Origin of the sequence: Methanosarcina sp. DH1, from assembly GCF_020804205.1 — an archaeon.
GTDB classification, from domain to species: domain Archaea; phylum Halobacteriota; class Methanosarcinia; order Methanosarcinales; family Methanosarcinaceae; genus Methanosarcina; species Methanosarcina vacuolata.
Genome location: NZ_WJBJ01000006.1, coordinates 68026 through 88853, shown reverse-complemented (window position 1 = coordinate 88853; position 20828 = coordinate 68026). Strand labels below are relative to the sequence as shown.

Genomic DNA, 20828 nt, shown 5'->3' with positions numbered 1-20828 from the left:
CCTTTCCGAGGGAAAGCTTGACCAGAGGCCGGGAAAACTGACCAAAGTTCGCGTCATTCTGCCACCTTTTTTAGTCTATTTCCAAGGCTTATTCCAAACCAGGTTCCTATGAAGGTGTAGAGGAACCCGTCGATCAGGATATTTGCAGCTATATACCAGTCACTGTAGAAAAGTCTGTAGAGGACCATCCAGACACTGAAGGATACATAGCTACCGGCCATATCAGCAAATCCGCAAAGAATTCCCATCTTGAGCCTGTTATCTGGAGCTGGATTTTTACCGGTTATACCTGCAGTATACAGCAAAAGTTCCAGAATTACCGCATTGACTGACAGTGTTATAAAAGTTATAGGGGTGAAACTCCCTGTTATGAAACCTCCAAGTAGAAACCTGACCATCATAAAAAGGCTTATAACTCCTGGTTTTGGGATAAGGACCACAAGAGAGGCAATGAGCATGTAAAGAAGAATCTCATTGAAGAGCCCTGTGAACAGGAAACTAAATGGCCCGAAGATTGCATGGGATAACTCCCACAGGATGGTCATAGGCAGGTTTATGGCTGCAAAAGAAACGGTGCCGAAAAGAGCAATTAACACAAGGTTGCGGGTTTTAAACCTGTCCATTATCTCCCTGGGTCTTGAGAGAAAAAAGCCAAGAGCAGTAATCCCGAGCAAAGAGGCTGTAAACGTAGTTATTATAGGCCCCCACCGCCTTGAGATTGCAGCAATTTTTTGTTCTTTTGTTACTGCAATCCAGTCGCTGCCTGTGAGTTTTACTTTGACCCTTAAAAGGTATTCTCCTCCCATAGCATCCGGAGATATATACATTGGAAGGCTTATCAGCGAACTTGAACCCGGAGAGAGGGTTACGGTGGCATAACACACGGTATCTGCTTTCATTCCCATAATATCGGGCTTAAATGCTTTTACAGGTTCACCGGTTTTTGCGTCAAGAATATCATATGTGACTATGATAGGAATTGTACTATTTCCGGCATTTGTAAGCTCTATCCCCATGTAGGTTGAAGTGAGGTCGTCTTTCTCTACTTTCAGGTCTGTAACCGTTAGCAGCTTTTTGAGTGCAGGGGACGTTTCCTGGACAACCAGGGTGTTGGAGGGATGGCTGGGATCTCCATATCCGTCTTCATCTGAAGGTACGATTAGCTGGGACACTGAAACTTCATTTGCGACTTCTTCTTTTGAAGCAACTTTAAGCTGGGTTGTACGCACAATAGTATGTTTTGTTCCTTCCACATCAACAACTGCTTTTGCAGTTATGTTATAAACCCCGCAGGGCGTGTCCGCAGGTATATAAAAATCAATAAGCCTGTACCAGTCATCATACTCGGTCTGAAGTGAAAATGAATGAACTGGAGTCTCGCGAAGCACAAAACCCTTCGGTAAGTTAAGCTCCACTGTCACATTCATATTTCCGTCATAATAGCTTTCAAAGAAAAGATATGCAGAGAGTGTGCTGTTTCCAACTGCAAGGCCATTCCCTTCTACCCCATGGGGGACCTGAATTATGAATGTGGTCATATCTTCAGGTTTGAAGTCCTCCTGCTGAACCTGTGCAGCTACGGGCTGTACGATTAGCACAAGTACGAGGAGGAAAAAACCTATATTTTTCATTCCGCTACCTTTTTTCTTATTTGAGGATTTTTCGGATTTCCTTCATTTTTGCGTCCCAGTCAGGGACATCTTCAGAACTAATTATATCAACAGCTCCACCCTGAAATTCTCCTTCTCCTGCCAGTTCTTCCATCCAGCTTTCAATCTCAAGATAGGATTTTTTTAACTCTTCAAGAAGCTCGGGGTCAGGGTCCCAGAGTCCTCTTGACTGTGCTTCAAGGAGCCGTCTGGACATTTCCTCGAGGGCATAGGGATTGTTCTCTTCAAAGAAGCGACGCATTTCTTCATCAAGCACGAAGGTTTTTGTGATATCATCAAAAATCCAGTCGTCCACTTCCTGGGTGGAGGCTTCCCAGCCATAGACTCTTCCCACTCTTTTTGAAATGTCCTGTGCGCCTTTATATCCATGCTGTTTCATGCCTTCGATCCATTTCGGATTTAAGAGCCTGGTTCTTACAACTCTTCGCATTTCGTCAGCCATGTCCCGGACTTCAACATGCTGAGGCTCTCTTGTATCTCCAAAGTAGACTTTTACATCCTTCCCGGAAGCCTGCCTGGCTGCAGCCGTAAGGCCCCCATGAACTCCATAATAACAGCAGCATCCTAAAAGGTCGTACTCGTCACTTACCACTTTATTAAAGGTGGCATCCACAGTCTTAAGGCTTGATGCAAGCTGAGTGTGAGCTTCCTTGCCTTTTGCGTCTTTTCCGTAGGCGTACCCATTCCAGTAAAGGAAGATATCTGCCAGGTCCTTTTCGTCTTTCCAGGCACTCGCATAGATTGCAAGCTGGACCCCGGCTGAATAAGTCCCGGGTTTGCTCGAAAAGATCCTTAAAGTAGCATCCCTGGAATCCACTCCTTCTTCAATCATCTGAAGGCTGTGTTTCCTTGGATAATTCATCTCTTCAGGTTCATCAAGGGAAGCTACTGCCTGGATTGCTTCGTCTATAACCTCAAGACAGTTTGGAAAATTATCCCGCAGAATTCCGGAAACCCGGATCGTAATGTCTATCCTGGGCCTGCCCAGTTCTTCAAGGGGGATCACAGAGAACCCTTTCAGGTGTCCATTGCTGAGCCAGATTGGTTCAACCCCGAGCAAGCTCATAATCTGGGCCATTCCCTCTCCGTCAGCCCACATTACATCATTTGCCATCCAGTAAAATCCCACATTTTCAGGATACCGGCCTTCGTCTTCTATGTGCTTATTAAGCAGAACCTCTGAGAGTTGCCGTCCCACTCTCCAGGCGGCTTTTGTTGGAATCTTTTTTGGGTCAAGTGAATAGAAATTTCTGCCTGTTGGCAGCACATCGTCTCTTCCGCGCATGATAAGGCCTGAAGGGCCGGCAGGGATGTATCCTCCATCAAAACCGTGTAAAAGGGCTTCAATTTCAAGAGAGTCGTCTATTCTGGATTCAAGGTCAAGAATCCTGCTGCAGACCGAAGCAGCATCCTGAAGAAGTGAGGAATTTATACCCGGATCTTTGTTATTCTGTTCTTCAGAGCTTTTTTCTTTGTTATTCTGTTCTTCAGAGCTTTTTCCTTCAAAAATCTCTTTGATTATCAGTGCTGGCTCTTTTTCCGGGTTATCTATAAATGTTCTTATAAAGTCTTTAGAAAGAGAATCTATTTCTTCAAGTAACTGGCCATTTGATTTTCCGTTTTCGGATATCCGGCTCTGGTCAGATATCAGTTCATCAAGGTCAAGTTCCAGAAGTTCTGCGATCAACCTTCTAATCGAGACTTTGTTTCCCACACTTCCCTTGTCATCGTACCTTAAAATCGAGTTTATGAATTCAACTTTTTTCTCGCCTTCAGGGACCTGTCCAAAGATGTGCATCCCATCGTGGATCTGGCTGTTTCTTATTTTTCCAAGAGCTTCGTGAGCTTTTCTTATTATCTCTTCAAAAGGAGTCTGATGATCGGCTTTTATCTCGGAATCCAGATTAGATTTTTTGATTTCGTCAAGGATCAGGTGCTTCAGGGCATGTTCACGCCCTTTGTCGTGTTTCACCTGTTCGTATTCTCCAAGCAGCCTGTCAAGTTCTGCCAGATCATCATAAAGCCCTCCCGAGGTCATGACAGTCTGCATATGGTCTATCAGGCAAGCGAGGCTTCTGCGTTTTGCAATTGTACCTTCCGGGGGATTGTCCGAATTATAAATATAAAGATGGGGGATAGTCCCGATACTTATGTCAGGATAACAATCTTCTGAAAGCCCAACCCCTTTTCCAGGCAGAAACTCAAGATTCCCATGGGTCCCCACATGTACGAGCACATCGGCTCCGAAGGTGTTTTCAAGATACCTGTAAGTTGCAAGGTACTGATGGGTTGGCGGGACATCCGGATCATGCAGGATCCTGCAGACTTTTCCATCACATCTGGAACCTGCACATCCTCGCTTTGGCTGCACGCAAACAACGGCATTTCCATACTGCAATCCTGTCACAACGATCTTATTATCATATACCATAGCAGCAGGAATGCCGTCTACCTCTTCTCCGGGAGGGTTTCCCCAGCTATTAATTACCCTCTGCCTTACTTTTGGGCTCAGGGTGTTGAAGAATTTCTCATATTCTTCTTTTTCCACAAAAGCCAGAGCTCCGCCGTTCTTTACTATCTCATTAATGGGAGTCCATCTGAACTCGGAAATTGCTTTTCTCTCGAGAATGGTCTCAATAAGGTCTTTTCCATCTTCAGGAGGATTGACGGCATAGCCTTCTTCCTGCATTCGGTTCAGTATTCTTGCCACGCTTTCGAGAGAATCAAGGTTTGCAGCACCCCCTACAGAACCTTCAACACCTGAACAGGGATAGTTGTGAAGGATAAAGGCAACTTTCCTCTGGTTGACCGGCTTTTTCCTGAGTTCGGCCCATTTAAAAATTCTGGATGAAAGTTTTGAGCAGCGGTCTTCGATAGGAAAACGTCCCATGTAATTTCCTTCTCTTTTGCCTGCTCCTATTATGATGGGTTCAATTCCGCCTTCAAATTCGGGAAGGGCCACATTCCATCCAATCTCAGTGCTTAACCCCATTGATTCCTGCCATTCTTCAACAGTCATATAATGTGATATTACAGGCTGGAAAACAGGAACGTCAAGTTTTCTCAGTACTTCTATACCTTTTGCTGCACACGATGTATTCCTTTTTTCAGTTTTGCTGCTTGCAATAAAAAAAGGAGAAAGTTTTATAAGACAATCTATTAAGGGTCTGCCGTTTTCTATGACATAGTCCTCTATGACCTCATCCATGCCCCTGCTTCCAAGTTCCTCGTCTTTCAAAGAATATGCAAAAATAGGGATAACTGATAGGTTGAGATCTTCTAACTTTTTTATCAGGTTTTTCTCGATCTCAAGTTCATTATTTACCCAGGAAGTTCTGGAGATAAGCAGACCTACGGTTTTATCTTTCAAAGGCCCGTACCAGTTAAGATATTCTTCAATGTTTGAGAATGTTTTCTCTGCATCTGGATGATATAACCCGTCCCATGGTATCTTTTCAGGAGGTCTTGTTTCAATCTCACATCCTAATACTTCCTTTAAGATATAGCGCAGCATATTGGCAAAGTTTTCCAATCCTCCATATATTATGTAAGAAAAACATGTAGCTGCAATCTCAAGTTTCACCGAAGAGAGGGTAAATGAGGAGGGATCACTCCCTACACAGATTACAGGTACCCTCGTTTTTAACGGTTCAAGTTTTTCATAGAACTCTTCCCAGAAAGGGTTTGATATATAGTATAGAAAGATCGCATCCGCATGTTCGCATTCAAGAAGAACTTTCTCAGCTTCTTCAGGATCATCTTCCAGAATCTTTGAATAGTGGGCTTTAAGCTCTATGCCAAGGTCTCCTGCGGCTTTGAGGAGAGTAGGGATATAGGAATTCCACGTTATTGAAACAATTTTCATGTTTTTTCCTCTTACGTAAGAACATGCACTTTATACTCTCCCAGCACCGTGCCGTCATCAAGCCTTGCAGGGGCTTCCAGGGCTGCAATATATTTTCCGTCAGGTGAGACATCAGCTGCTACTGTAATCCCTTTGGTGTTATAAACCTGGACAAGTTTAGAGTTTGAACCTCCACTTTTTGATATATCAAAGACGTACACTCCGTGGACATTTCTATCCTCGGTCACCAGGTTCTGGGCTATAGGAATAACTAGATACCTGTCATTCAGTGCACATTCCCCTGCATAGCCATCCAATCTCCATTTCCATAGCAGGTTTCCGCCAGTATCATAGGCAAAGAGGCTGTTTCCGTTGGGGTGTTCTATAGGAGCATCGTTGTTTTTGTCTTTGGAGAAAGTGCTGCCTATTGAGAAAATCAGGGTATTGTTGATAATATAGGCATAATTCGAACTGCCGTAAATCGGGACTCCGCTTACTAAAATAGGGGTTGAAATGTTTGTCTCCCATTTTACTTCGGGTACACCGGTTTCCATGATTTTGGAATTGTCAAATAAAAAGGCTCGTCCATCACTGGTCATTGTTATTATGTTTGCTCCATCAGGAGTAATCCGGGTACTGTACCATATTGCAGAATAGTCAAAAAATGGCTCAAGGGGCGGGATTGAATAGTTCCAGTACTCTTTTCCGGTGGTCCCATCCAGAACATGCACAGTTCCATCTTTCCATTTGTCGGCTTTTGCAAAGCAGGTGGTTCCGAATACAGCATATTTTCCGTCAGGGGTGTTATCTATCCATGTAACTCCGGAGTCCATAGATTCGGATTCAGGGAATTTCCAGCGCAAATTGCCTTTGGGGTCAAAAGAATAAACCTTACCCAGGTACTTGTATTTCTCTCCTATGTAGCCGCAGGCTCTACTGGCAGCAACATAGATATTCCCCTCAGAATCCAGTTTTATTTTTTTCATGGCTGGCAGATGGTCAAGGTCTGAGCCCAGGTCTTGTCCTGCTCCATATTTCCATATTTCCGTGCCATTTAAATCAAAACAATAGATAAAAGCATCAGGGCTTTCTTCTCCCACAATCAGGCTTTTTCCGTCCTCGGAGAATTCTATATCCGCAATTCTTGCATCAGCTATGCCTTCAACAAGCTGTTTTTCCCATACTTTTTTACCTGTTGCAAGTTCTATAAGTTTTAGAGACCCTCCATTAGTTCCTATGGCAAGGTATTTGCTGTCAGGAGAAAACTTTGTCACACCCTCTACATTTGCTGAGGTTTTATCGATAGGTCCGGGAGTTACATCCTCAAGTGTTACAGCATACTCTTCTTTCAAAGCAGGTTTTTCAGGTGCATACACTTCCAGATCACTTTTTGCCCCGTCGCCTGTGATCACTTCAAACTTATATTGAGTATCGGGTTCCCAGTCAAAAGCTGCAAAAACCTGTTTCTCCGTTTTTTCAATATCTATTGACTCGGTAGAGCTATTGGCAGAAGAAATTTTTACCTGTGATATGTCTGCCTCTTCTTTTAGAGTAATCATAGCTCCGGTCCTGGAAAATACTATTGAATCTATGGGTGCCCCAGCCTCGGAATTGCCACTTTCATCCCCGCTCTGGACACCTTCGGAAACCTGAGCAATTTTACTGTTCTCGGACTCCTGGCTTTTTTCAGTGCATCCGGCAGTAATTACAGTTAGGATAAGCAGGACTATCAAAATTTTCCATTTCATTTTCTCACCTGACAATTATTAACCTGTGTTTTCCAATCACATCCCCATTTTCAAGCTTTAGAGGGGCTTCAACTGCAGCAACTGTGCAGTTGGAAGAAATCGCAGCATCTACAATAACGCCTTCTGTATTATATTTCCAGATTAACCTTGAATGTCCGTTTCCGGATTTTTGGTTGCCAAAAACATGAATTCCTTGGACCTGAGTATTGCCTGAGGCCGAATCTTTCCCTACTGGCAGGACAAAGAATCTGGTATCCGGAGAAAAGAAAATCCCTGCACAGCGTCCTCCAAGGGAATAAGTCCAGGACGTGTTTCCTTTCTCAGCCTCACTTGATACAAGAGTGTTCTCAAGGGGATGTGCCACCGATACGTTGTCGGGATAATATGCAGGAAGCGTGGCTCCTGTAAGGTAAAGCGTCTCATTTTTACTGGAAATTTTAGCTTCTTCCCCGTAGGCATAGATGTAGCTTCCCTCAACCTCTTCTGGAACTGTTACATTGGATTGCCAGTCATAGGTGTCCCGTGAGTTCCTCCCGTCTCCCTGGGTTTTCATGTCCCATGCGGTTTTTCCGTTTCCGGGGTTCATCATCTCGGAATCATAAAACAGGTATTTTCTTCCATCTCCAGTATAGGCAGTTATCATGGACCCGTCATCTGAAATATCAAGTCCGTGCCAGATGGCTGCAGAAACAAAGTAAGGCTTAAGAGGCGTAATTTCGTATTTCCAGCGGAGATTTCCGCTGTCATCCACTGAATAGACGACTGCATCAAGTCCAAGGGAATTTGTCCAGTCTCCGGTTGAAAAAACCACATTTTTCCCGTCCTGGCTTGAGTCGATCCAGTTTACGCTCTGGGCGTAGTTTTCTGTTGACGGTAATTTCCATGAAAGAGTTCCATCCGGGTTAAACCTGTACACTCTTGAAGCCAGACTATAACCGGACTCTTTCCAGTATCGGCCTGCTGCAATATACACATCATCGTCAGCAGCCGTTATTTTGTATATGCAGGGTTGATATTTTGGATTCGTACTGGTTCCCAGGTCATCAGCGCTTCTATAGCTGTGGATTTCAGCTCCTGTGCCAGCATCCAGAGAATAAATGTATCCGTCAGTACTCTTTTCCCCTGCGAGCAGATACTTTCCGTCTTTCGAGAACGAAATGTCTGAAACGTTTCCTTTTAAGGCCTTTTCCCATCGCAGTTTTTTGTTCGGCACATCAATAACTGCCAGTTTTTTTCCGGTCCCAACAGCTACATATTTTCCGTCCTCAGAGTAAGCCACACAGTCCTGGACATTTGATCTTCCTTCACTGAGATTTTCTGGATTTATGTCTCCAAGTTCATACTCCCAGTAAAGGTAAGGAGAAGATTTTTCCGAATAAGTTAGATTTTTCTGACTCAACTGGCTGCTTTCCTGAACACTGTCATTTTTCAATATCTCTTCACTACTGTTATTTCCCTGTTCATCGGAGGCTACAATATGTGAAGAGGTGCATCCTGAACAGATCAGAACTATAAATGAAAATATAAGTATCAGCACAACACTATTCTTTTTCATTTTCAGACTCCTTTGATTACCTTTTATTGTTATCCGTATATCTTCAGGTCTGAGATACTCAGAATATTCTGATGTTGCGTACTGTTGTCTCCAAAACCTGCACTCAATTTTTCAATCTTTATATTTTCAGCAGGTCCGCAGTATTGTTTATAATCTTCAACGAGATCTCTTTCAACTGTACTCCTGGGGATTCCTGAGATTATAATCGATGGTGAAAATCGCCTTCGGTTTTCCTGATCCCTATAATATTCACCTTCGGATTGCGGGTTCATGCTTCCTGCTGCAACATAGTAAATAGATTTATGATCACTGAATGTCACTTTTAACCAGAGACTGAATTTATCCAGATCCTGTCCTTCCCAGTTCCAGGAAATTTTTCCTGGAGATATGCTCACATTTTTACTCCAGACCCCTTCCCCTGTCTGTGCTGAATTTGTTGTCTTAAAATACAGTGCCCCATCTTCGCATTTTAGAAACTCGCCTTCAAAATTGCAGTTTTTGAAGTCTTCCTGATACACAGTTTTTTTTTCTGGCGCTATTTGAAAATAAATTATCAAGCCTGCAAGGCTCAGGACTATAAATCCGAATATTATAGTCTTTCTGGAGATCATAATTGACCCATATAATAAGTGATTAATAAACATTTCGAAAATATTCTATATTCATCTCATATAGTAATAATAAAATAAAAATTATGGCTACTATATTTGAACAAATTTTTATCAAATACAAACTAACTACTCTTTAATTACTCAATTTTCTGTTTCTAATTAGTTAATTTTGATATATTTATCTCAGTTTAAAATACGATTTCTATCAAAAGTATTACTTTTGTCGCTATTTATGTATGCATATATGTGACTCAAGATGCGCAGTCAATTGAAATAGTCATTTTTACGTAACAGGTCACTTGGCCGACTATATGCGAATTTGAGGTCTCTTTTTACATTCCAATCTAGATAATGCCAATTAATTATTTTATTTTGGCTCTGTATTCTAGGAAGTAAACCTCATTTACTTTATATTTTCTTTGATCTTGGGGATCTTTGTAATATATAATTTTTATACGCTTTAAAAAAACGAAATTGATATATATTGCTACAATATTTTTCACATTTATGATTAATGGTAACAAAAAAAACCGAATTTCTATCAGTTTTTATATTATTTTGTTTATTTTAGCAATTTTAATTGCTATTACTCCTGTGGAATGTGCTATTGAACAACGAGGCCCTATTATAAGTATTTCAGCCGGAGAACATACAATTCTTAATGGGGAAAATTGCCCTGGATTTTATTATTCAACTTCTACCGGCACATACTATGAGTCGTTGGAGCTTAATTTCTCTGAAGACGGGCTTATTGATACGGGAAATGCAACTTATACCTCAAAAATCAGTTATGGTTCAACGGCTTTCTTTGGGAAGAAATACAAGGTCTTTGAAGATGGTTTGATCACTGAAAACCTGGTTAGCTTTGGAAGCCGTGATCTTCAACGGGGGAATGATTATGACCTGGGAAATGGCTACAAACTGGTGCTTCAGGGGGTAAACAATGATTCTGCTCTCCTTGAACTTCAGCAAAACTCCGTTCCAGTTACTACGAAATCTCTTGAAGAAGGTTCAAAGTTCAACTTCAATGCTACAATAAACGGCACTAAATATACAGTTCTTGAAGGAACTCTTAGCCGGGTTCTTGACAGTGAAGACCCAATTGTGAGTCTCTCAAGTGTAAACCAGTATTCGACTGCACCTATTGAGATTAACGTTGGGGACCAGTATGGTAATTTCGAAGTCACTGAGGCTACAGATAAAAAGATCGAATTGAAAAACAGAGTGCCTATAAGGATGCAGCCTGGAGATTATGTTACAATCCTTGAAGATTTGATCGATTTCAGAGTGGCTGATAATGTATACAGGGCATGTTCTTACAATATGACTAAAGACGTTATCAAGTCATATCAAATAAAAGGTACATCTTTAACTGTAAACCGCTCGGATTCTTCTCCGGACTCCTGTGTCTGGACAGCTGATTCTTTTGGTATGCTCTATTATGACCTTGAAAACAATTTCAGTACAGAAAGACTTGAACTTAATCTTAATGCTGAAGACAACTGGATTCCTGAAGGAGGTCTGGTTTATGAATCCTCACCGGTCAAGGTTCCATACAAAAACCCGGAGATGAGTAATTATGGGGAAAACGCCTTTGATGGCGGATATTCTGTACTTGGATGGGATGGTGAGAAATATGCATATCTTGGAAACGATCAGGGACTTATAAATGTTCTTCTGGATGATGACAATAGCAGAAGCCTCTATTCCGGGGAAGAGTGGAACCTTGGAGAAGGGTACACCCTGAGAGTAGATGGTATAGACTCGGATAAAGTCCACCTGGCGGTTTTGAGAAATAATATTTCTGTTTACTCAAGTATAATCTCTCCCGGGAAGTCCGCTGACCTGGGTAAACATACTCTCCTGTACAATAAGACAATAAATGGTATTGAAGTCCCCCTCTTTTCCGTATATGTGGATAATGTCCTGGAAGGAAACGGAAGCTCTGGTGTAAGCCTAAAATATCCTCTACACTTTTCCGAAAGCCCTCTTGAAATAAAGGTCGGGGATATGTTCGGGTCACTTACTGTTGTTGAAACTTCCCCTAAAATCCGGCTTGAAAATGAAAATGCTCTCAATTTTGGTTCGGACCTTGAGGTTACAGAAGAAATCCACCTTGGATCTTTTGAAAAGAAGACAGGAGAAAATCTCAATGTTACCTTTTTCCCCTTCATGAATAGAGTGGAAAAGGTGGATTCTGTTCTTCCTACAGTCACTCAGCATGCTATCCCGACCATGAGTGTTGAAGAATACCTTCTCGGAAACTGAAAGATATATTGAGGTTAAATCATGAAAAATCATAACATTACTATTTACCCTTTTACTGCAGTAGTCGGACAGGAGAAAATGAAGAAAGCCCTGATCCTGAACGCTATAAATCCTAAAGTAGGAGGGGTTCTGATCAGAGGTGAAAAAGGTACTGCCAAGTCAACGGCCGTCCGGGCACTGGCTAATCTCCTTCCTGAAATCGAGGTAGTTGAAGGCTGTAAATTCCGCTGTAATCCTCATGACATAAATGCAATGTGTGAAGAATGCCTGGAAAAGGTAAAAGCTGGGACTCTTAAAAGCTCTTCTATAAAAATGAAAGTTGTGGATCTGCCTGTAAGTGCTACCGAAGACCGGGTTGTAGGGACTCTTGATATAGAGCATGCTATTAAAAAAGGGGAAAAGCGCTTTGAACCCGGGGTACTTGCCCATGCTCACAGGGGTATCCTGTATGTGGATGAGATTAATCTTCTGGATGACCATCTTGTAGATGTGCTCCTCGACTCTGCAGCAATGGGAGTAAACACTGTTGAAAGAGAAGGAATTTCCTTCTCCCACCCTGCAAATTTTGTGCTTGTAGGCACCATGAACCCTGAAGAAGGAGAACTGCGACCCCAGTTACTTGACCGTTTTGGTTTATGCGTAGATATTAAGGGGATAATGGATGTAGCCAGAAGAGTGGAACTTATTAAATACAGGCTCAGTTATGAAACCGATCCCGAAGCTTTTGCAGCAAGCTGGCAGGATGCAGAGTCCGAGCTTTGCGGGCAGATTCTTCTGGCTCAGAAATTACTTCCTGAAGTAAAAATCTCAGATAACATGCTTGAGTTAATCAGCCAGATCTGCGTTGATATGGGAGTCGATGGGCACAGGGCAGACATCACAATGATGAAAACCTCAATCACGCTTGCAGCTTTCAATGGCAGGACTGAGGTTCTTGAAGAGGATGTAAAAGAAGCTGCAGAATTAGTCCTTCCCCACCGTATGCGCAGAAAACCGTTTGATAATCACTCTGATAAGCAGGATAAACTCAACGAGAGTATAGAAAAACAAAGGGAAAAAGAAAAGGAAAAAGAAAAAAACAAACACGAACAGCAAAAAAAAGAGCATAACGAGCAGTCAGGAAAAGAACAGGCCCATCCCGAAGAGCAGAAATCAGATAACCCAGAGGACAGCACCGGTGAACAACCGGATGCTTCCTCCGAAACTATTTTTGCAACAGGAGAGAGTTACCAGATAAAGCAGTTTTCTCCCGATTTTCTCCGAAATAACCGAAATGGATCAGGTCGGCGCAGTAAAACCCTGACGAAGTCCAAACAGGGTAGGTATATTAAAAGTAAAATTCCCGAGGAAAAAACCACGGATCTTGCTTTTGATGCTACCCTGAGGGCAGCTGCACCTTACCAGCTTTTAAGGGAAAAAAATGGAAACTCCATAGTAATTCATGACTCGGATTTCAGGCAAAAAGTCCGTGAGAAAAAGATAGGAAACCTTGTACTCTTTGTTGTGGATGCCAGCGGTTCTATGGGAGCTCAACAGCGGATGATAGCTTCCAAAGGTGCAGTCCTTTCAATGTTGATGGACGCTTACCAGAAACGTGATAAGGTGGGGCTTATTGCTTTTAAGGGAGCAGGGGCAGAGCTGTTGCTGCCGCCAACGTCCAGTGTGGAAATGGCACAAAAGTGTCTGGAGGAGCTGCCAACCGGAGGAAAGACTCCCCTCTCCCATGGGCTTATGAAAGGATATGAAACCATACAGGCAGAACTCCGACGCGATCCTGATACCTGTCCGTTTATGGTTCTGATCTCTGATGGAAGGGCAAATGTCAGTATGAATGGTGAACCTCCTCTCCAGGAGACAAAAACAATAGCTTCCATGTTCAGAAAAGAATGCATACAATCGGCAGTTATTGATACGGAAAGCAGCATTATTAAATTCGGGCTTGCTCAGGAAATTTCCAGTGCGCTTGGAGCCAGATATCTTGCACTTGATGACCTGAAGGCAGATTCAATAGTTGAAGCTGTTCGATCTTCAGCTCCTTTTGAATTTTCGGTTCTTTCTGGAAGCTTTTCAAGTTGAAGGTCTTCTTTTCTTGAAACTTTTAGCTTTAAAGTCTTTACTTTTCATATTAAATTTTATAGCTTTCTCAAAAATAGAATCCTATTTTTCAAAAACACAACAAAAGATATATGTCTATCTAAAAACCTAAACCATGCCTATGGATTTCCAGATCTTGGATGCAGACTATGAAGTCGTTAATGACAGCAGCCCCGTAATCCGCCTCTTTGGCAGGGGAGCGGACGGGAAGAGCATTTGCTGTTTTGTTCCCGATTTTGAACCTTATTTTTATCTCAAGGCGTCTGGAGACCTTAATACCGCAGCCAGGCTTATCGAAGATACTTTCACGCAAGTTAAAAAAGTAGAAATTGTAGAAAAATTCGAGCCTATTGGGTATCAGAAAACAAAAACAAAGATGCTCAGGGTTACTACCCACCTGCCCAGAGAGGTTCCCGAGATCAGGGACGACATTCTAAAACTTCAGGAAGTGCTGAAGGCTGAAGGCAAATGGGAAGTCTATGAGACTGATATTCTCTTCAGAAATCGTTTTTTAATTGACAGAGATCTCGGAGGTATGGTCTGGGTATCCACAGAAGGAGAAGCCGTTGACCCTGCAAAATATATCCGTACAAATGGTTCAGGCAGTTCTCGCTGTGATAAGTTTACATGCGATGCTTCAATCCTTGCGTCCGGGTTCAATAAAGTTGAAAATCTTACTCTAGCCCCACTGAAGTATCTTGCTTTTGATATTGAATGTCTGCCTCTTGATGGAGGAATGCCTTCTCCTGAGGTTTCGCCTATAATCATGATCAGCTTTTCTTTCGAGCCTGAGTATAAAGGGCATAAAACCCTTGTGCTTCTGGCAAAACCTGTGAAGGATCTGAATTCCGATGTTTGGTCTTACACGGACGAGACTGAAATGCTAAATCAGTTTTTCGAGATCTTCTGTGAGTACGACCCTGACATTGTAATTGGATATAATCACCAGGATTTCGATATTCCTTACATAACGGATAGAGTAAAAACTCTGGTTGCAGAAGGAAAATTAATAAACCCCGTTGTCGGCCGGGACGGCAGCAAAATAGGTTACAGAAAATTCGGGCTTATTACCCGCACCGAAATGAAAGGCCGGGTGGTTGTGGATGCACTTCCTCTGGTAAGAAGGGCTTTCAGTCTGAAGCAGTACACCCTGCGAGCGGTTTCAAAGGAACTTCTAAGCCGTGAAAAACTGGATGTTCCCCCTCTTGAAATGGAAGAGTACTGGCTCGATACAGGGGAAAAATTCCAAAAATTCATTGACTACTCACGCAGGGATGCAGAGCTTGCCCTGGAACTTATTCTTAATTTGAAACTCCTTGACAAATATGTCGCCCTTGCCCAGGTAAGTGGAAGTCTGCTTCAGGAAGTTGTTGATGGAGGCCAGACTTCAATGGTTGAAACGCTTCTTCTCAAAGAATTCGGGCTCCGCGACAGAGTTCTCCTTCCAAAGCCTGATGACGGAGTTTCGGCTGAGAGATATGAAATGAGTTCCGATCTCAAGGGCGGTGAAGTCCTGGAGCCTAAGAAGGGCCTTCTGGAAAATGTGCTTATTCTTGACTACAAGTCTCTTTACCCAACTATAATGATGGCACATAACCTGTGCTATACTACAGTAGTTACGGGTGACAGGTCAGATGGTGTGACCATTAGACCTCCGTCGGGAGGAGAGTTTGTGCCGTCCGAGGTTTACAAGGGAATCGTGCCTTCTATCCTTGAAGATTTGCTTAACAAGAGGACACAGACAAAGAAAAGGATGAGAGGGACCTCTAATGAAAATGAGTATAGAGTACTCGATGCTACTCAACTCGCCTTGAAAATCCTGTTAAACAGCTTTTATGGTTATTCCGGGTATGCCCGGGCAAGGCTTTACAGCCTGACTCTTGCAAACGCCGTAACCAGCTTTGGAAGAAACAATATCATCAATACGCGGGAAATTATTAACAGCACTATAGGAAAAATAATTCTCAGAAATAAAACAGCTCTACTCCTTGATGAAGCAGGAGAACTCTCTCCCCAGGATAGGGTAGTTGAACTGTCGGTTGCCTACGGAGATACTGACAGTGTCTTTGTCCACTGTAAATCCAGAGGAGATCTTTCTCTTGAAGAGGTCAGCCTCATAGGTAACAGGCTTGCAAATATCGTTTCTGCATCCTTGCCCGACCCGATGGAACTTGAATTTGAGTCGATTGCGAAGCGTGCCCTTCTTATTGCAAAGAAACGCTATGCTCTCTGGTTTTTCGAGCCAAAAAATTCAGGTTGGGAAGACAAGATTAAGGTCAAAGGCATGGAAACCGTCCGGAGAGACTGGTGTGAATTAACCTCGATAACTCTCAACAGGGTGCTTGAGCTTGTGCTTATAAAAGGTGATGTTGACCAGGCTGTAGAGCATGTCCGCCAGATAGTCAGCAAGGTGAGGAATCTCGATCCGGCAAAGGACTCGGATATTATCGAAAGCCTTGTTCTCACACGCACCCTTACAAGGAAAATTGAGAGCTATAAAAACAAGCAGCCTCACCTTACGGTTGCTGAAAATCTGAAAAAAAGGACTGGGGTCGTACCTTCTATAGGAACAAGAATACCTTTTGTCATTACCGCAGGAAAAGGACTCTTTGTTGATCGGGCTGAAGATCCTGACTATGTAAGGGAGAAAAACATCCCGATAGATGTCGATTACTATATTAAGAAGCAGATACTCCCTCCGGTGGAACGTATTCTTGAGGTTTTCGGGGTTAAGATGTCTTCACTTGACTTTGATTCCAAACAAAAAGGACTATTTGATTTTGAAGCTAAGAAGCCTGAAGTAAAAACACAGGAAAAAGAAAAGGTTTCTTCTCAACGGAAAAGCAAAGGAATAACACAGGAAGAGAAAGTCCAGTGCCCGGAGAACGGGCGTGCAGAGCAGCGTTCCCTGTTCGATTGGACTTAAATTAACACAGGAATCTCCTGTACTCGTTTTTGCATGATGGATTCCATTGTTTCGGGCTCTATACCTTTGCATTCTGTCGAGAAAACACAGCTTGCCTGATTATAACATTACCTGATTATAACATTCTTTTTTGCCGGACCGATTCTGATGTATTTGACTTAAATCCCCTAAACTCTTAAATCCTTTTTATAACCTTTTGCATTCTTGGGTAAGTCCTCAAAATTATCTACTTCGGTGGTTGTGCATCCCCATCCAAGTAATGTTTCATATTCTGCTTCAACCTGATCCAATATTTTCGTTTCCGGGAAAACCGACAATGTCTGATCGTTGTAACGGTGAGAGCGTCGCAAAAGTCCAAAATTAACTAAAATTCAGAGTAATTCTCCAAAAAGGATAGCAGGAAAAATGTTATTTTATTCATAAAATCAAAAATCTTGACCATGCTTTTGTTAGCAGGCATTTTGACTTTTTTGCAGAAGAAATTCTTGAATAAAAATGGAAATGTCAGGAAAGGAAGTCTATAAAACCTGAATCTCTAAATCAGAAACTTCTTAATCAGAAAAAAGTGGGCCCGCTGAGATTCGAACTCAGGACCTCCGCCGTATGAAGACTGGGGAATGCGCGACACATGAACCGTGTTTGACGAGCCAAAATACAATAGACCTTTCTTTCTCATTGAACAAGGACTCAAATAAACAGAATACTGATAGAGCTCATCCCAAAACCAATTTTATTCTCAAATCAGTAAGATTTCAGAACTAATTTCCATTATTAGAAACCCGATTGATTATTCATAATACGAGATCCAGAGAAGCAATTTTGAGTTTTGGGATGAGCTCAATATATAAAGAAAAATAATTTTATAATCCCATAATTATGTTAAGATCACTAATGAAGACCTTTTAATATATAATTTGATAAAAGAGAGCAGAAAAATGAGAAATTAAGTGAAATTCTCCAATAATTTTTCCTTTTCATATTCTAACAAATTTACCTTATAAAATGAGTTTTTAACAATAGTTTCTAGTAGTTGATCTTCCGGAATCTCATTCGGAACTTTAGATTTCAGTTTGTTGATTGCAGATGTAGGAACTCCGTATTCAGCAAGAATCGAAAGATGATCAGGTATAAAATCATTTTCTATCTGTGTTGCATAATACAAATAATTCCCAGGATCTAATGCTTTTTTTTCACAAACATATTTCTGCAACTCATTAATTACATTTAACCACTTTGGTACTTTATAATGAAGCCAATGCCTTTGGATTTGAAACTGATTTTGAATTGCAGCGTTTAAAATTTCATTTTTTGTTTTATTCTTATTTGTTGAAGCCAAATAAGTAAATTCAGATTTTATAAGATAATTCATATTTTGATGTAGTCCGTAATCATAAGTAACTTTTACCAATTTCTTACTGGTCATTGGACTACCAGACTCACCAGACTTCAACAAAAAGGCCCAAGCTAGAGAAATAGTAAATCTTAATTGTTCATATGTCGGATACCCTTTCCAGTAAATTAATGAGTAACATTGATTAATATTTTCCATCAAAAAGTCCAGTATTTGCTTTTGTCCTTTTATTGAAACACCATTTTTTTTGAATAATTCCTTTTCTTCTAACGGAAGATTTTTTAGCTCTTTATATTGATTAGTATTTTTGTATTTAATATCTTTATCATTAATTTGGACAAGAATTTCATCAGAAACAGGATTCTGCTCAAAAAAAGGAATATCAATTATTATTTTCTCTTCCGCAATTGGTTTATTGAAATTATAAATTCTCCCAACATAGTGTTCCATCATTCTACCAGCTCTACCCTTTATATTTGAATAATCAAAAAAATCAATACTTTTTTTATTCCCTTTGTGTGAGTCAAAGAAAATAACATTTTTAGCACTTGTATTCACACCTTCAATAATTGTAGTTGTACAGAACAAATAATTCAACTTTTTTTCATTGAAGTATTTTATTACTGTAGCGGTTATATGTTTGGGTAAAGCACCGTCATGTATTCCTATACCATATTTAAGACAATCAATAAAGTCCCACTGCTCGTTTATATTCTCTTTCAGCCACTCAATTATGCTAAGTCGCTTTTCAGGAAATATGACTTCTTTTCTCACTAGATATTCTTGGAATTTTTTGGATAAACTTCTTGCCCGATTAGGAGAAGCGCAATATATTAGACTCTGCTCATCTCGTAACTTTAAAAGCAGTTCAAACAATTCTTTTTCTTTTAATAATCCCTTTTTCCCCCGTTCTCCAAATTTCTCCGAATAGCAATCAACAGTTACACAATCAACTAGACCATAGTTTGTTTTAAAGAACTTTGCATTGTATTTTTCGGTAAATCCTTCTGAAATACCTTCAATATTTGGCCCTAATAAGTAAAATCTACTTTTATGTTTATTTACTAACAAATTAAAAGCATTATTTAAGATATCTGAGCGTTCATCATCTCTTCTTGCACTTAACTTGTAAAACTCGTCAATAATGAAAAAGTCAATGTTTGGAAGGTTTTGATACTCCATAACTCTTTCTGCAGTTAGTAAAAATAAATTCCTTCCCTCTTCCACATATTTCTGAGATGTCCGTATAATAATCCTATAATCTTTTGTGTACTTGAATAATTTTCTTCTTGTTTCATCTAAAAGTGCAAGTGTTGGCTGAATAACTACTATGTTTTTGTACCTTTTAGATGCCACAATTTCTTCGATGAGTAGACTTTTTCCAAAACTTGTTGGTGCACTAACTATTACATTTTTGTCACTTCTTAATAGTTCACTCAATGCTTTTTGTTGTTCATGGAAATATTTATCTAGATCATAACAAAAATGAAACTCTTTTCTTATTTTTTCTCCCGTGTTTTTAATTTGTAAAATACATTTTTCTTTTTCTAAATAAGGATAAAATCCAGCCGCTTCTACTAAATCAGCCCAAATATCATACGTTGAACTCTCTAATTTTCCGCAGTTATCTAGAATATTTATAATTACTTTTCTGCCGTATTGTTGCTCAGATTCATTTCCTCTCAATAATTCGGAGCAATCTTTTGCAAACTGAAAACTTTCCTCTAATCCTATACTTTCAGAGTTTCTTATCTGATCTATAATCTCGTCAATTAATTTAGGACTGGCTTCACTCATCTTTTAATTCCTGTAAAGTGTACAATTTCTTATGCAACCTTTTAATTAACTCATTTTTACATGGAACTGGAAAAAGTAGCAACACAATATTTAAATTACTCTTAAGAGGATGATCATTTATGTTATCAAAATTATTTTTTAAGTTTCTAACCTCTTTTTCATAACTTTCTATAAATTCACTTTGATTTTCATCGTCATACTTTGTAAAATTATCACTTGAGTATGTACAAAGCAACGGAATGGTTATAGAACTTAAAACATCTTTTAGCTTACTTTTTCCATCCATCAATTCTAGCCATTCTTCTTTTCCTGGAATGTTATCATAAGGCTCAATCTTTTTTGATATGATTACAAACTCATTGTTAAGATAGTCACGCTGGAAATGTTCTTTTATGTCCTTAATTAAGGCTTCTACACCTTTTTTACCGTCCATATATAATTTTGATTCTCCTAACCACATAGTTTTATTTTCTGGCTGAATATGAACAGCGTCAAAGCCATGAACCGGAACCCCATATGAATCTTTAAAATATATTTTTGATAAGAGAGGAACAGTGCTATGAAAATCACGTAATATAAGATGTAATATTAATTCTCCGAACTCTCCTCTTTTCAAAAAACTTTTTCTCTGTTCATCGCTGTCATCAATGAAACTGCAATTATCAACGTATATCTCTTTAGCTTTTTTGAATTCCTCAATTTTGTAAATAGATTTTGCGGCGTCAGATAATTGATCTATAAGCTTAGTCTTATCTGGTTCTAAGTGATAACCAAATGCGAACTCAAATATTACATTTTGAAGCAAATTAACTAATTCCTTCCAACGATATTTGCTTTCGTTATTATCATCAATATCAAATCCAACCAAATAAGTCTTAAGATTCGCTTCGGAAATTCTTTCTTCAATAATTTTTGCTGAATTAAATGGCTTTTTCTTTTCCATATTAGTCCTCAGGTTCTTGGA

General features: G+C 40.4%; 11 protein-coding genes. 3 read left to right on the top strand and 8 right to left on the bottom strand.

The window, feature by feature from the left end:
* Positions 1–53: 53 nt before the first annotated feature.
* The 5 genes from FXW07_RS04015 to FXW07_RS03995 are packed head-to-tail and all read right to left on the bottom strand — an operon-like array spanning position 54 to position 9428.
* Positions 54–1631, bottom strand: a complete 1578-nt coding sequence (locus tag FXW07_RS04015; protein WP_229393859.1) for a hypothetical protein — start codon at positions 1629–1631, stop codon at positions 54–56.
* 16 nt (positions 1632–1647) lie between these two features.
* Positions 1648–5535: a cobaltochelatase subunit CobN gene (gene cobN, locus FXW07_RS04010; RefSeq protein WP_229393858.1), complete on the bottom strand. Its 3888-nt coding sequence runs from the start codon at positions 5533–5535 to the stop codon at positions 1648–1650.
* 11 nt (positions 5536–5546) lie between these two features.
* On the bottom strand, positions 5547–7262 hold the full coding sequence (locus tag FXW07_RS04005) for a PQQ-binding-like beta-propeller repeat protein (protein WP_229393857.1): 1716 nt from the start codon (positions 7260–7262) through the stop codon (positions 5547–5549).
* A gap of 4 nt (positions 7263–7266) precedes the next feature.
* The gene (locus FXW07_RS04000; RefSeq protein ID WP_229393856.1) at positions 7267–8817 is read right to left on the bottom strand and encodes a PQQ-binding-like beta-propeller repeat protein; all 1551 of its coding nucleotides are present in this window, start codon (positions 8815–8817) and stop codon (positions 7267–7269) included.
* 29 nt (positions 8818–8846) lie between these two features.
* Positions 8847–9428, bottom strand: a complete 582-nt coding sequence (locus FXW07_RS03995) for a hypothetical protein (protein WP_229393855.1) — start codon at positions 9426–9428, stop codon at positions 8847–8849.
* Positions 9429–9935: 507 nt separating this feature from the next.
* Here FXW07_RS03995 and FXW07_RS03990 point away from each other — a divergent pair.
* From FXW07_RS03990 to FXW07_RS03980, 3 genes are all read left to right on the top strand, one after another.
* Entirely contained in the window at positions 9936–11696 is a 1761-nt protein-coding gene (locus FXW07_RS03990) for an S-layer protein domain-containing protein (RefSeq protein ID WP_229393854.1), read from the top strand.
* Between the two features lie 21 nt (positions 11697–11717).
* The gene (locus tag FXW07_RS03985; RefSeq protein ID WP_229393853.1) at positions 11718–13772 is read left to right on the top strand and encodes a putative cobaltochelatase; all 2055 of its coding nucleotides are present in this window, start codon (positions 11718–11720) and stop codon (positions 13770–13772) included.
* A gap of 133 nt (positions 13773–13905) precedes the next feature.
* Positions 13906–16716, top strand: a complete 2811-nt coding sequence (locus FXW07_RS03980; protein ID WP_229393852.1) for a DNA-directed DNA polymerase — start codon at positions 13906–13908, stop codon at positions 16714–16716.
* Positions 16717–16883: 167 nt separating this feature from the next.
* Here the strand turns inward: FXW07_RS03980 and FXW07_RS03975 are convergent, their stop codons facing one another.
* The 3 genes from FXW07_RS03975 to FXW07_RS03965 all read right to left on the bottom strand — a co-directional run bounded on the left by FXW07_RS03975 (position 16884) and on the right by FXW07_RS03965 (position 20807).
* The gene (locus FXW07_RS03975) at positions 16884–17066 is read right to left on the bottom strand and encodes an adenylosuccinate synthetase (RefSeq protein ID WP_255678618.1); all 183 of its coding nucleotides are present in this window, start codon (positions 17064–17066) and stop codon (positions 16884–16886) included.
* Between the two features lie 593 nt (positions 17067–17659).
* Positions 17660–19864 carry a DEAD/DEAH box helicase gene (locus tag FXW07_RS03970; protein WP_048117618.1) on the bottom strand — a complete coding sequence of 735 codons (2205 nt, stop codon included), beginning with the start codon at positions 19862–19864 and terminating at the stop codon, positions 17660–17662.
* Positions 19857–20807 carry a DUF1837 domain-containing protein gene (locus FXW07_RS03965; protein WP_229393850.1) on the bottom strand — a complete coding sequence of 317 codons (951 nt, stop codon included), beginning with the start codon at positions 20805–20807 and terminating at the stop codon, positions 19857–19859. Before FXW07_RS03965 ends, FXW07_RS03970 begins: the two co-directional genes overlap by 8 nt.
* Between the last annotated feature and the right edge of the window lie 21 nt (positions 20808–20828).

What these genes read in the sequence shown, in the direction of transcription:
- cobN (WP_229393858.1), bottom strand. Translation starts at nt 5,535, where the DNA reads ATGAAAATTGTTTCAATAACGTGGAATTCCTATATCCCTACTCTCCTC.
- FXW07_RS03995 (WP_229393855.1), bottom strand. Translation starts at nt 9,428, where the DNA reads ATGATCTCCAGAAAGACTATAATATTCGGATTTATAGTCCTGAGCCTT.
- FXW07_RS03965 (WP_229393850.1), bottom strand. Translation starts at nt 20,807, where the DNA reads ATGGAAAAGAAAAAGCCATTTAATTCAGCAAAAATTATTGAAGAAAGA.
- FXW07_RS04000 (WP_229393856.1), bottom strand. Translation starts at nt 8,817, where the DNA reads ATGAAAAAGAATAGTGTTGTGCTGATACTTATATTTTCATTTATAGTT.
- FXW07_RS04015 (WP_229393859.1), bottom strand. Translation starts at nt 1,631, where the DNA reads ATGAAAAATATAGGTTTTTTCCTCCTCGTACTTGTGCTAATCGTACAG.
- FXW07_RS03970 (WP_048117618.1), bottom strand. Translation starts at nt 19,864, where the DNA reads ATGAGTGAAGCCAGTCCTAAATTAATTGACGAGATTATAGATCAGATA.
- FXW07_RS03985 (WP_229393853.1), top strand. Translation starts at nt 11,718, where the DNA reads ATGAAAAATCATAACATTACTATTTACCCTTTTACTGCAGTAGTCGGA.
- FXW07_RS04005 (WP_229393857.1), bottom strand. Translation starts at nt 7,262, where the DNA reads ATGAAATGGAAAATTTTGATAGTCCTGCTTATCCTAACTGTAATTACT.
- FXW07_RS03990 (WP_229393854.1), top strand. Translation starts at nt 9,936, where the DNA reads ATGATTAATGGTAACAAAAAAAACCGAATTTCTATCAGTTTTTATATT.
- FXW07_RS03980 (WP_229393852.1), top strand. Translation starts at nt 13,906, where the DNA reads ATGCCTATGGATTTCCAGATCTTGGATGCAGACTATGAAGTCGTTAAT.